Annotated in this window: 9 protein-coding genes; 8 read left to right on the forward strand and 1 reads right to left on the reverse strand. The window is 61.3% G+C overall.

The window, feature by feature from the left end; genetic code table 11:
• Nucleotides 1–42 precede the first annotated feature (42 nt).
• Both choW and choV read left to right on the forward strand, forming a co-directional pair.
• Nucleotides 43–888, forward strand: coding sequence for a choline ABC transporter permease subunit (gene choW / locus HX792_RS14215; RefSeq protein WP_010565949.1), 846 nt, complete (start codon nucleotides 43–45; stop codon nucleotides 886–888).
• On the forward strand, nucleotides 885–2,063 hold the full coding sequence (gene choV, locus HX792_RS14220; protein WP_176996692.1) for a choline ABC transporter ATP-binding protein: 1,179 nt from the start codon (nucleotides 885–887) through the stop codon (nucleotides 2,061–2,063). Before choW ends, choV begins: the two co-directional genes overlap by 4 nt.
• A gap of 156 nt (nucleotides 2,064–2,219) precedes the next feature.
• Here the strand turns inward: choV and HX792_RS14225 are convergent, their stop codons facing one another.
• A complete protein-coding gene (locus tag HX792_RS14225) occupies nucleotides 2,220–4,154 on the reverse strand; it encodes a BCCT family transporter (RefSeq protein ID WP_371319357.1) in 1,935 nt (644 codons plus the stop codon).
• Between the two features lie 391 nt (nucleotides 4,155–4,545).
• Between HX792_RS14225 and betI the strand changes: the two genes are divergently transcribed.
• The 6 genes from betI to HX792_RS14255 all read left to right on the forward strand — a co-directional run bounded on the left by betI (nucleotide 4,546) and on the right by HX792_RS14255 (nucleotide 12,819).
• The gene (gene betI / locus HX792_RS14230; RefSeq protein ID WP_176996694.1) at nucleotides 4,546–5,139 is read left to right on the forward strand and encodes a transcriptional regulator BetI; all 594 of its coding nucleotides are present in this window, start codon (nucleotides 4,546–4,548) and stop codon (nucleotides 5,137–5,139) included.
• A gap of 110 nt (nucleotides 5,140–5,249) precedes the next feature.
• Nucleotides 5,250–6,722 (forward strand): betaine-aldehyde dehydrogenase, encoded by a 1,473-nt coding sequence (gene betB, locus HX792_RS14235; RefSeq protein WP_176996695.1) that lies wholly within the window; start codon nucleotides 5,250–5,252, stop codon nucleotides 6,720–6,722.
• Between the two features lie 137 nt (nucleotides 6,723–6,859).
• A complete protein-coding gene (gene betA / locus HX792_RS14240; protein ID WP_176996696.1) occupies nucleotides 6,860–8,554 on the forward strand; it encodes a choline dehydrogenase in 1,695 nt (564 codons plus the stop codon).
• Nucleotides 8,555–8,768: 214 nt separating this feature from the next.
• Nucleotides 8,769–10,211 (forward strand): TldD/PmbA family protein, encoded by a 1,443-nt coding sequence (locus tag HX792_RS14245; RefSeq protein WP_176996697.1) that lies wholly within the window; start codon nucleotides 8,769–8,771, stop codon nucleotides 10,209–10,211.
• Nucleotides 10,211–11,527 carry a TldD/PmbA family protein gene (locus HX792_RS14250; protein WP_176996698.1) on the forward strand — a complete coding sequence of 439 codons (1,317 nt, stop codon included), beginning with the start codon at nucleotides 10,211–10,213 and terminating at the stop codon, nucleotides 11,525–11,527. Before HX792_RS14245 ends, HX792_RS14250 begins: the two co-directional genes overlap by 1 nt.
• 401 nt (nucleotides 11,528–11,928) lie before the next feature.
• Nucleotides 11,929–12,819, forward strand: a complete 891-nt coding sequence (locus HX792_RS14255) for an alpha/beta fold hydrolase (RefSeq protein WP_176996699.1) — start codon at nucleotides 11,929–11,931, stop codon at nucleotides 12,817–12,819.
• Nucleotides 12,820–12,836: the final 17 nt, after the last annotated feature.

Genomic DNA, 12,836 nt, shown 5'->3' on the forward strand with positions numbered 1-12,836 from the left:
GCCCCGGGATGTTTTCCCTTTCGCATGTGGACATTCACTACCATGCTGACTGAACAGAAAATCCCACTAGGCCAGTACATCGCTGCCTTCGTCGAATGGTTGACCAAACACGGTGCCAACTACTTCGACGCAATTGCATCGACGCTGGAAACGATGATCCACGGCGTGACGTTTGCGCTGACCTGGTTCAATCCGCTGGCATTGATCGGTCTGATTGCACTGCTGGCTCACTTCATTCAACGCAAATGGGGCCTGACTGTTTTTGTCATCGCCTCCTTCCTGCTGATCCTGAACCTGGGGTACTGGCAGGAAACCATGGAAACCCTCGCGCAGGTGTTGTTCGCCACCCTGGTCTGCGTGGTCATCGGCGTGCCGCTGGGCATTGTTGCCGCGCACAAACCGATGTTCTACACCATGATGCGGCCGGTGCTCGATCTGATGCAGACCGTACCGACCTTCGTCTACCTCATCCCTACCCTGACCCTCTTCGGGCTGGGTGTGGTGCCTGGGTTGATTTCCACGGTGGTGTTCGCGATTGCCGCGCCTATCCGCCTGACCTACCTGGGCATCCGAGACGTCCCGCAAGAATTGATGGACGCCGGCAAGGCCTTTGGCTGCTCGCGCCGTCAGTTGCTCTCGCGCATTGAACTGCCCCACGCCATGCCGAGCATCGCTGCCGGCATTACCCAATGCATCATGCTGTCGTTGTCGATGGTGGTGATCGCGGCCCTGGTCGGCGCCGACGGCCTCGGCAAACCGGTGGTCAACGCACTGAACACCGCCGACATCGCCCTGGGCTTTGAAGCCGGCCTGGCAATCGTGTTGCTGGCCATCATGCTCGACCGCATCTGCAAACAACCCGACGCCAAAGTAGGGGGTGATGCATGAGCATTATCCGATTCGACAATGTCGATGTGATCTTCTCCAAGGACCCACGCGAAGCGCTCAAGCTGCTGGACCAGGGGATGCACCGCAACGAGATCCTGAAAAAGACCGGGCAGATTGTCGGCGTTGAAAAAGCCAGCCTGGACATCGAGAAAGGCGAGATCTGCGTGCTGATGGGCCTGTCGGGCTCGGGCAAGTCGAGCTTGCTGCGTTGCATCAACGGCCTCAACACCGTCAGCCGTGGCCAGTTGTTCGTGGAGCATGAAGGTCGCCAGATCGACATCGCCTCCTGCACCCCCGCCGAGCTGAAAATGATGCGCACCAAGCGCATTGCCATGGTGTTCCAGAAGTTCGCCCTGATGCCATGGCTGACGGTGCGCGAGAACATCAGTTTCGGCCTTGAGATGCAGGGCCGTCCGGAGAAAGACCGGCGCAAGCTGGTGGATGAAAAACTCGAGCTGGTGGGCCTGACCCAGTGGCGCAACAAGAAGCCCGATGAACTCTCCGGTGGCATGCAGCAGCGCGTGGGCCTGGCCCGTGCACTGGCGATGGACGCCGACATCCTGCTGATGGACGAACCCTTCTCCGCCCTCGACCCGCTGATCCGCCAGGGCTTGCAGGACGAGCTGTTGGAACTGCAACGCAAGCTGAGCAAGACCATCGTGTTCGTGAGCCACGACCTCGACGAAGCACTCAAGCTCGGCAGCCGTATCGCGATCATGAAAGACGGCAAGATCATCCAGTACAGCGTGCCGGAAGAGATCGTGCTGAACCCGGCCGATGACTATGTGCGCACCTTCGTCGCCCATACCAACCCGCTGAACGTGCTGTGCGGCCGCAGCCTGATGCGCACCCTGGACAACTGCAAACGCGTCAACGGTTCAGTGTGCCTGGACCCGGGCGGCGACTCGTGGCTGGACCTGGCCGAAGGCAACACCATCAAAGGTGCCCGCCAGAATGGCGCGGTGATGAACCTGCAGAACTGGGCGCCGGGGCAAGCGGTGGAAGGCCTGGGCCGGATACCGACGCTGGTGGATTCGAACATCGGCATGCGCGATGCGCTGCAGATTCGGTATCACACGGGGAACAAGCTGGTGTTGCATGACAACAACCAGGTGGTGGGGATTCTGGGGGACAGCGAGCTGTACCACGCCTTGCTAGGCAAGAACCTGGGCTAAATCCAACTAAAGAAATGCGGTCGATGTGGGAGCTGGCTTGCCTGCGATAGCGGTGGTGAATTCACCATTGCAATCGCAGGCAAGCCAGCTCCCACAGTTGACCTCATTTCAATCATGAAACAGCGGCACCAGTGACGGCGCCGCACAGCTCAATCATCAGCTATAGACACGGCCAAGGAGCTGCCGATGGCTTTCAAACTGATCGAGCACGTCCCGGGTGATCTGTTCCTGGGTAAAGCCCATCAGGTCGTATTCCTGAGGTCCGTTGTGCAGGTAGACCTCGGCCCGGTAGTAACGGGTGCGCTCTTCCTCGGGCAGGTCGGTCGGTGCCGACGAGTAAGCATCCAGGCTCACTTCGTAGACAAACGGGTTGCCCTCTTCCATCTCGATCCGCACACCGATGCAACGCTTGGACTTGCCGAGCAAGGTCTGCACTTCGAGGCCCTGCTCACGCAGCGCGCTCGCGGCTTCTTCCAGCGCCGGCGTGACGTGCTTGTCCATGAAACGCTGCACAGTGCCTTGGCTCGGTTGCAGGTCCAGCGCAGTCAAACGCTCGCTGAAACCACGACGGCCACGCTCTGCCAGTTGCGCCTGCTCTTGTTCGATGGCCACGTCCTGGCGCATCGCCTTGTGCAAGCCAAACATGAAGAAAATCAGCACCACCGAGAACGGCAGCCCTGCCAGCACCACCATGGTTTGCATGGCTTCGAAGTTACCGGCAAACAGCAGGCCGATGGTCACCAGGGTGATCACCGCCGACCAGAAGATCCGCAGCCAGTGCGGCGCATCTTCGTCCACGTTGCCGCCTTTGCACGAAAGGTTGGCCATCATCACCGCGCCGGAATCCGCCGGGGTCAGGAACAGCACGAAGCCTACGAAGATCGACACACCGATGACGATTTTCGACGCCGGGTAATGCTCAAGCAGTTGGTAAATGGCCATGGACGGTTGTTCCAGCGCCGTCTTGCCCAACTCCACCGCACCGTGGTTCAGCACCAGGTCCAGGGCCGAGTTGCCGAAGATCGACAGCCACGCCAGGGTGAAACCCAGTGGAATCAACAGCACGCCCGCCACCAGCTCACGCACCGTGCGACCACGGGAAATACGCGCGATGAACATGCCGACGAATGGGGCCCAGGAAATCCACCACGCCCAGTAGAACAGGGTCCACAGGCCCATCCAGCGCTCGGTCTTGTCGGCGTCGCCTTCGTACACATAAAGGTCAAAGGTTTTCAGCACCAGGCCGTTCATGTAGTCGCCGATGTTCTGCACAAAGCCGTTGAGCAAGTGCAGGGTCGGACCGAACAGCAGCACAAAGATCAGCAAGCCGCTGAACAGCACGATGTTGAGGTTGGACAGGCGGCGAATGCCGTTCTCCACACCCGACACGGCGGCGATGGTCGCCACGGTGCTCATCACGATGATCACGATCAGCAGGTTGGTGTTGCTGTGCTGCATGCCGAACAGGTTTTCCAACCCCGACGACACCTGCATCGAGCCAATGCCCAGGTTGGTCACCAGGCCCAGCAGGGTCACGAACATGCCGAAGCCGTCCACCGCGTGACCGGCCGCACCTTTCACCCAACGCTCGCCCACCAGTGGGTAGAGTGCCGAGCGCAAGGCCAGCGGTTGGTTGTGGCGGTACGCAAAGTACGCCACGGCCAGGCCGACCAGGGCGTAGATCGCCCAGCCATGCAGGCCCCAGTGCAGGAAGGTCAGTTGCAGCGCCTGGCGCGCGGCGCCGTTGCTGGCGGCGGCGCCTTCAGGCGGGTTGAAGTAGTGGTCCAGAGGCTCGGACGCACCGAAGTACAGCAGCGAGATGCCGATGCCGGACGAGAACAGCATGCCGGCCCAGGCGCCGTAGCTGAAGTCCGGGGTGTCGTCCTTGCTGCCCAGTTTCAACTTGCCGTAGGACGAAAACGCCAGGCCCACCACAAACACGAGGTAGGCGGCGATGACCACCATGTAGTACCAGCCGAAGCTTTTGGAAAGCCAGGCCTGTGCAACGCCGAGCATGCGCCCGGCCTCCTGCGGGGCGATGATCAGAATGGCGGTCAACAACAGAATCAGCGCGGTGGAGGTGTAGAACACCCAACCGTTGACCCGGACCTTTTCCGGCGGGGTCTTTATAAGAGAGGCAGAACTCATGGCGCAGATGCTCCGGGCAGTGCGAGAGAGAAACACAAGGCAACGGTTATCCCGGGACATCGATTTTTCGGCAGTCGACGGACGGGTGTTATAAAGACACCCCGAAAATTCCTGAACCCCGCCGAAGCGGTGGCCAGGCCCTGATACGGCCTGTTTCAAGGATTTTTGCAGGTGTCAGATGTCGCGGCCCATTTGTAGGAAATACCTGTAGGCAGCGACCATTTGTCGCAGATCTTATTCTTTGTTGATTGAACGTTCAATCAAAACAAAATAGACTGGCCATCAAGCCGACGGACGTTTATCGCCCATCGGCAGGCCTAAGGAGAGGTGCTACATGCCCAAGGTCGGTATGCAACCCATACGCCGCCAGCAGTTGATCGAAGCCACGTTGACGGCCATCGATCAGGTCGGGATGGGGGATGCCAGCATTGCGCTGATCGCCCGCTTGGCCGGCGTCTCGAACGGCATCATCAGTCACTACTTTCAGGACAAGAACGGCCTGATCGCAGCGACGATGCGTTACCTGATGAACGCGCTGATCGACAACGTCCACGAACGCAGGCGTGCCCTGAAGGATGACAGCCCACGGGCGCACCTCCAGGTGATTATCGAAGGCAACTTCGACGCCAGCCAGGTCAACGGCCCGGCAATGAAAACCTGGTTGGCTTTTTGGGCCACCAGCATGCACCACCCGTCATTGCACAGGTTGCAGCGGATCAACGATCAACGTCTGTATTCCAACCTGTGCTGCCAGTTTCGCCGAGTGCTGCCGCTGCCCCGCGCACGCAAAGCAGCCCGAGGCCTGGCGGCCCTGATCGACGGTTTGTGGTTGCGCGGCGCCCTGTCGGGAGACGCTTTCGACACGGAGCAGGCGCAACGGATCGCTTACGAATACATGGATTTCCAATTGGCCATGCAGGTGAGTTAGAGCACACATAACCGCTCAACCCCTGAACTGCTGTCGCTCAGTGTTGCCACACCCTTATGGCCCACTGTTCGGCGGTTAACGCCAACCACTTATGCACTTGCGAGGACTTTATGGCCCGTTTCGAACTGCAAAAACTCTACATTGACGGCGGCTACAGCGACGCTGGCAGCGATGCCACCTTCGACGCCATCAACCCGGCTAACGGTGAAGTTCTCGCCCAAGTGCAACGCGCGACGAAAGAAGACGTTGAACGTGCCGTGGTCAGCGCCGAAAAGGGCCAGAAAATCTGGGCCGCGATGACCGCCATGGAGCGTTCGCGCATCCTGCGCCGTGCCGTCGACATCCTGCGCGAGCGCAACGACGAGTTGGCCGCCCTGGAAACCCTGGACACCGGTAAAGCCTTCTCCGAAACCAAGTACGTCGACATCGTCACCGGCGCCGACGTACTGGAATACTACGCAGGCCTGGTGCCCGCCATCGAAGGCGAGCAGATTCCGCTGCGTGACACCTCCTTCGTCTACACCCGTCGCGAGCCGCTGGGCGTGGTCGCCGGTATCGGCGCATGGAACTACCCGATCCAGATCGCCCTGTGGAAATCCGCACCGGCCCTGGCCGCCGGCAACGCGATGATCTTCAAGCCAAGCGAAGTCACTTCGCTGACCACCCTGAAACTGGCCGAGATCTACACCGAAGCCGGCGTTCCGGCGGGCGTGTTCAACGTACTGACCGGCAGCGGCCGTGAAGTCGGCACCTGGCTGACCGAGCACCCGCGCATCGAGAAAGTCTCGTTCACCGGCGGCACCGACACCGGCAAGAAAGTCATGGCCAGCGCGTCGAGCTCCTCGCTCAAAGACGTGACCATGGAACTGGGCGGCAAGTCCCCGCTGATCATCTTCGACGACGCCGACCTCGACCGCGCCGCCGACACCGCGATGATGGCCAACTTCTACAGCTCCGGCCAGGTCTGCACCAACGGCACCCGTGTGTTCGTACCCAAGCACCTGCAAGCGGCGTTTGAAGCCAAGATTGCTGAACGTGTTGCGCGCATTCGCATCGGCAACCCGGAAGACGAAAACACCAACTTCGGCCCGCTGGTCAGCTTCCAACACATGGAAAGCGTGCTGGGCTACATCGCCAAGGGCAAAGAGCAAGGCGCCCGCCTGCTGTGCGGTGGCGATCGCCTGACCGACGGCGACTTCGCCAAAGGCGCCTTCGTGGCCCCGACCGTGTTCACCGACTGCACTGACGACATGACCATCGTGCGTGAAGAAATCTTCGGCCCAGTCATGGCGATCCTGACCTACGAAACCGAAGAAGAAGTGATCCGCCGCGCCAACGACACCGACTTCGGCCTGGCCGCTGGCCTGGTGACCAAGGACTTGAACCGCGCCCACCGCGTGATTCATCAGCTGGAAGCGGGTATCTGCTGGATCAACGCCTGGGGCGAGTCCGACGCGAAGATGCCGGTCGGTGGCTACAAGCAGTCGGGTGTTGGCCGTGAGAACGGTATCAGCTCGCTGAACAACTTCACCCGCATCAAATCGGTACAGGTTGAGCTGGGCGATTACGCCTCGGTGTTCTGATACCCCGAGTGTTGTGTTGCCTGTGAGGCCCCTATCGCAGGCAAGCCAGCTCCCACATTTGGAATGCGTTCCCCTGTGGGAGCCGGGCTTGCCCGCGATGAGGCCCGACCTGACTATCTCAAAAGAGGGTGCATCCAATGTCCCAAGAATACGATTACATCATTGTGGGTGCCGGCTCCGCCGGTAACACCCTGGCGACCCGTCTGACCGAAGACGAAGGCGTCACTGTTCTGCTGCTGGAAGCCGGTGGCCCCGACTACCGTTTCGACTTCCGCACGCAAATGCCCGCCGCCCTGGCGTTCCCGCTGCAAGGCCGCCGCTACAACTGGGCCTACGAGACCGATCCAGAGCCACACATGGACGGCCGCCGTATGGAATGCGGTCGCGGCAAGGGCCTGGGTGGTTCTTCGCTGATCAACGGCATGTGCTACATCCGTGGCAACGCGATGGACTACGACGGCTGGGCGAAACTGCCAGGCCTGGAAAACTGGACCTACCTGGACTGCCTGCCGTACTTCCGCAAGGCCGAAACCCGCGACATCGGCCCGAACGACTGGCACGGCGGCGACGGCCCGGTCAGCGTGACCACGCCAAAAGCCGGCAACAACCCGCTGTTCCACGCGATGGTTGAAGCCGGCGTACAGGCCGGTTACCCGCGTACCGAAGACTTGAACGGCTACCAGCAAGAAGGCTTCGGCCCGATGGACCGTACCGTCACGCCGAAGGGCCGTCGCGCCAGCACCGCGCGCGGTTACCTGGACACCGCCAAGAAGCGCTCCACGCTGACCATCGTCACCCACGCCCTCAGCGACAAAGTACTGTTTGAAGGCAAGCGTGCCGTTGGCGTGCGTTACCTGATCGGCGCTGCCGAAGAGCGCGTTGAAGCCCGTGCACGCAAGGAAGTCATCGTGTGCAGCGGTGCAATCGGTTCGCCGCAACTGCTGCAACGCTCCGGTGTTGGCCCGTCCAAGCTGCTGGAAAGCCTCGACATCCCGGTGGTCCACGACCTGCCAGGCGTCGGCGAAAACCTGCAGGATCACCTTGAGCTGTACCTGCAATACGCTTGCACCCAACCGGTGTCGCTGTACCCGTCGCTGCTCTGGTACAACCAGCCGGCGATTGGTGCCGAGTGGCTGTTCAACGGCACCGGCATCGGCGCCAGCAACCAGTTCGAAGCGGGCGGTTTCATCCGTACCCGTGAAGAATTCGAATGGCCGAACATCCAGTACCACTTCCTGCCGGTGGCGATTAACTACAACGGCAGCAACGGTGTGCAAGAGCACGGCTTCCAGGCGCACATGGGTTCCATGCGTTCGCCAAGCCGTGGCCGCATCCAACTGAAGTCGAAGAACCCTCGGGACTACCCGAGCATCCTCTTCAACTACATGGCCACCGAGCAGGACTGGCAAGAATTCCGCGACGGCATCCGCCTGACCCGTGAAATCATGCAACAGCCGGCGCTGGATCAATACCGCGGCCGTGAAATCAGCCCGGGCATTGACGTGCAAACCGATGAGCAGCTGGACAAGTTCATCCGCGAGCACGCCGAAACCGCGTTCCACCCGTCCTGCTCGTGCAAGATGGGCACCGACGACATGGCGGTGGTGGATGGCGAGGGCCGCGTGCATGGCATGCAGGGCCTGCGTGTGGTGGATGCGTCAATCATGCCGATCATCACCACCGGCAACCTGAACGCGCCAACGATCATGATCGCCGAGAAAATCGCCGACAAGATCCGTGGCCGCCAGCCGCTGCCGCGCAGCACCGCCGACTACTACGTGGCCGGCGATGCGCCGGTGCGTGGCAAGCCGCTGCGTGAAATCGCGCAGTAACTGATACACCGCGGCGCTCCCATCGCAGGCAAGCCAGCTCCCACACCGACCGAGTTCGTCTGAACAACTCGATCACCTGTGGGAGCCGGGCTTGCCCGCGATGAGGCCCGACCAGACGCCGAAAAACCACCCGCCTACACTTTCCTTGATCAGCTCCCAGCCCAGGCCTACTCTGTTTGCCTGCCCGCGCCGAGCCGCCCACAAGGAAGGCCCCATGTTCGATTACCACGCCACACTCAAGCAGCACTTCAGTGCCCTGCGCACCCGCGCCGAATTCTTCTCGCTGCGTTACGTGCGCGAATCCGGCCAATACCTGTCGGTACGCAAGAACGTCGCCGAGCCGCCCCACCTGAACCACGACGAAGGCGCGATGCTCACCGTGCGCATCAACGGCGTCGAAGCCTACGCTGCCACTAACGATATTTCCCTCGCGGGCCTGCAAGCCGCCCTCGAACGCGCCGAACAGCAAGCCCGGCAGATCAAGCCCCACGCCCTGCTCGACCTGCGCGAACAACACGTCTCCAGCGACGTCGCCGACTACTTGTCGCCCGAGCTTCAACAGCCCTTCCCTTCCCTGAGCGACTGCTACGCATTGCTCGGCAGCGAATCGGCCGCCGTGCCCAAGGATGAGCGCCTGGTGAACTGGGAAGTCAGCCTCGGCCTGACTCACGTCGAACAGATCTACCTCAATAACGCCGGCGCCGAACTGCGCCAGGCCCAGCGCTTTGTGTTCCCTGGCGTCAACGTCACCGCCTACGATGGCAACGACAGCCAGACGCGCACCCTGGGCGGCAGCAACTTCGGCCAACAAGGCGGCTTTGATGTGATCAGCCGTTTCGGCCTGGTGGGTGCCGCGCCGCGCATCGCCGACGAAGCCCTGCAATTGCTGCTCGCGCCCAACACGCCCAACGGCCCGCGTGACCTGTTGCTGATGCCCGACCAGATGATCCTGCAGATCCACGAGTCCATCGGCCACCCGCTGGAACTGGATCGCATCCTCGGTGATGAACGCAACTACGCCGGCACCAGCTTTGTGAAGGCCAGCGATTTCGGCCACCTGCAATACGGCTCCAAACTGCTCAACGTGACCTTCGACCCGGACATCCCCGAACAACTCGCCAGCTACGGCCATGACGACGACGGCACCGCCGCCAGCAAGCAGTTCCTGATCCGCGAAGGGCTACTGCTCAAGCCGTTGGGCGGGGCGCTGTCGCAATTCCGTTCGGGCATGAGCGGCGTGGCCAACAGCCGCGCCAGCAGTTGGAACCGCGCGCCCATCGACCGCATGGCCAACCTGAATATCGAAGCCGGCGATCAGAGCCTTGCGCAACTGATTGGCGGTGTGGAAAACGGCATCCTGATGTCGACCAACCGCTCGTGGTCCATCGACGATGCGCGCAACAAGTTCCAGTTCGGCTGCGAGTGGGGCCAGCTGATCGAGAACGGCGAGCTCAAAGGTGTGGTGAAGAACCCCAACTACCGCGCCATTTCCGCGCACTTCTGGCGCAACCTCAGCGCGGTCGGCGACGCCAGCACCTTCAAGGTATTGGGCACGCCCAACTGCGGCAAAGGCGAACCCAACCAGGTGATCCGCGTCGGCCATGCCTCGCCCGCCTGCGTATTCAGTGATGTCGACGTATTTGGGGGAGACGCCTGATGAACAACTTCAAGGCATTGGTGGAATGGCTCAAGCACGCCATCACCGACAACGAACAATTCCACTTGGGTTATGCCGATGAAGCGTCCGAGTACGTACGCTTCAACCACGCCAAGGTGCGCCAGGCGGGCCAGGTGCAACAGGCCAGCCTCAACCTGAAGCTGATCAATGACGGCCGCCACGCCGACTTGGGCATTACCCTGTCCGGCGAGCCGGAGCTGGACCGTCAGCGCCTCGCCGATGGCCTGCAGCAACTGCGCGAAACGCTGCCGCTGCTGCCAGAAGATCCGTACCTGCTGCTCAACCACAACGCTTGGCAAAGTAACAACGAACAAACGCGACCGCTGCCTGACCTGGCCCGGGTGTTGGAAGAAATCAGCCAGGCTGCTGAAGGTGTTGACCTGGTCGGGTTCTACGCCGCTGGCCCCATCAGCCGTGGCTTCGCCAGCTCCGACGGCGCATTCGGCTGGCATCGCGCCAATAGCTTCAACTTTGATTTCAGCCTGTTCCACGCCAATGGCGAAGCGGTAAAGGCCAGCTACGCCGGGCACACCTGGGACAGCGCTGAGTTCGCCGAACGCTTCCAGCAGGCCCGCGAGCAACTTGAGTTCCTTGGCCGACCGCTGCACACCCTCGCACCCGGGCAATACCGCGCCTACCTGGCCCCGGCGGCGATTGAAGAAATCATCAGCATCATCACCTGGGGCGGTTTTTCTGCCCAGGCCATCGCCAGTAAAGGCAGCTCGTTGCAAAAACTGTATGCCGGCGAGCAATCCCTGAGCCCGCTGGTGACGGTGAGCGAACAGATCAGCGGTTCCCTGAGCCAGGGGTTTTCCACCGAGGGCTACCCGCGCGGCGATGTCACGCTGATCAATGCGGGCAAGGCCGAAGGCCAGTTGATCAATTCGCGCAGTGCTGCGGAATACGGTTTGAGCACCAACGGCGCCAGCAGCGATGAATCCCCCAGCGCCTTGCAGATGGCAGCAGGCGACTTGGCCCAGGCCGATATCCTCAAGCAGTTGGGCACCGGGTTGTACATCAGCAACCTGTGGTACCTGAACTACTCCGACCTGCCCGCCGCCCGCCTGACCGGCATGACGCGCTTCGCCACGTTCTGGGTGGAAGACGGCGAGATCAAGGCGCCGGTCAGCACCATGCGTTTTGATGACAGCGTGTACAGCCTGCTCGGCTCGCAACTCGAAGCCCTGACCGCCGATCGGGAACTGCTGTTGTCGGCCAGCACCTACGGCCAGCGCAATACCGCATCCAATCTATTGCCCGGCGCCCTGGTCAAACGCCTGACCCTCACCCTGTAACCCACCCCGTGCCGGCGATGGCGCCCTCTGGAACACCGCAACATTCAAGGGACCCATCGCCGGCAAGCCGGCTCCTACGGTGGGTGCGTCATGTAACACCCCGTTCCCGTGTAGGAGCTGGCTTGCCAGCGATTGGGCCCGTAAGCCATGCACCACGCTTAACGACGCCATCGCCGGCAAGCCGGCTCCTACAGGGGAATTACCGTCAACGCGACGAAGCTTCCCTTCTCCATACTTTGGCCATTCGGCCTGTTGTTCCCCTCCAGATTCCCCGTTATAACGGTTAGTGGCACCTAGCCACGTCCGTGCGGTAACAATAATTCCAACCCCGCCGCCCTTAAACCACTTGAGACCAAGTGATGCACGACCTTGCCCGGGAAAGGGCAAGCTGGAGCGTTGACATGAACCATGGAAGTTTTGTCATTGAAAGGCTGTTCAAGCACTACAACGTTCACATAGAGCAACTGGGTAACGACCCACACAAGAAAACCGTGCTGATGGTCAACGGCGCGCTGTCCACCACCCGCTCGTTTGCGCGCACCAGCAAATGCCTGGCGGAACACTTCAATGTGTTGCTGTTCGACCTGCCCTTCTCGGGCTACTCGCGCGAATACAACACCGACCTCGACCTGGTGACCAAGGACGACGAAGTGCAAATGCTGCGCGCCCTGGTGGAGCGCTTTGAGGTCAACCACCTGGTGTCGGCCTCCTGGGGCGGCATCTCCACATTGCTGACCCTGGCCCACAACCCGCCCTCCATCGAAAGCTCGGTGGTGATGGCCCTGGCGCCCAACCTCAACCAGGCCATGCTCGACTACGTGGAGCGCGTGCGCGTGCTGATCGAAGCCGATGACAAGTCGGCCGTTGGCCATTTGCTCAACGAGACCGTCGGCAAATACCTGTCACCCAGGCTCAAGCGCAACAACCATCGCCACCTGTCGACCATGGCCACCACGGAGTACCGTCAGGCGCGCTTTCATATCCATCAAGTGCTGGCGCTGGGCGATGGCAACTACCTGCCGGCCCTCAAGCAGATTGAAACGCCGGTGCATTTCCTCAACGGCACGCTGGACGAATACACCCCGGCCGCCGAGGCGCAGTTGTTCAAGCAATACGTAGGGCGCAGCAGCTTTGCCGTGGCCGAACACACCGGCCATCTGCTCGACCTGGAGTCCCGCGAGGCCGCCTTGGCGGTGCACCGTGCGCTGTTGGATTTTTTGGTGGGCAAGGACGCCGCGCTGTCAGATATAGACGAACCGCCAGTGGGAAAAGGAGCGACGGATGGCGCATAATCGCCGACACATAGCCT

Origin of the sequence: Pseudomonas sp. B6002 (assembly GCF_013385985.1) — a bacterium.
In the GTDB taxonomy this organism is placed as follows: Bacteria; Pseudomonadota; Gammaproteobacteria; order Pseudomonadales; family Pseudomonadaceae; genus Aquipseudomonas.

Excerpts from the sequence above, each read along its gene's own strand:
- HX792_RS14250 (WP_176996698.1), top strand. The coding sequence starts at position 10,211 with ATGAACAACTTCAAGGCATTGGTGGAATGGCTCAAGCACGCCATCACC.
- betA (WP_176996696.1), top strand. The coding sequence starts at position 6,860 with ATGTCCCAAGAATACGATTACATCATTGTGGGTGCCGGCTCCGCCGGT.
- betI (WP_176996694.1), top strand. The coding sequence starts at position 4,546 with ATGCCCAAGGTCGGTATGCAACCCATACGCCGCCAGCAGTTGATCGAA.
- HX792_RS14245 (WP_176996697.1), top strand. The coding sequence starts at position 8,769 with ATGTTCGATTACCACGCCACACTCAAGCAGCACTTCAGTGCCCTGCGC.
- choV (WP_176996692.1), top strand. The coding sequence starts at position 885 with ATGAGCATTATCCGATTCGACAATGTCGATGTGATCTTCTCCAAGGAC.
- choW (WP_010565949.1), top strand. The coding sequence starts at position 43 with ATGCTGACTGAACAGAAAATCCCACTAGGCCAGTACATCGCTGCCTTC.
- HX792_RS14255 (WP_176996699.1), top strand. The coding sequence starts at position 11,929 with ATGAACCATGGAAGTTTTGTCATTGAAAGGCTGTTCAAGCACTACAAC.
- betB (WP_176996695.1), top strand. The coding sequence starts at position 5,250 with ATGGCCCGTTTCGAACTGCAAAAACTCTACATTGACGGCGGCTACAGC.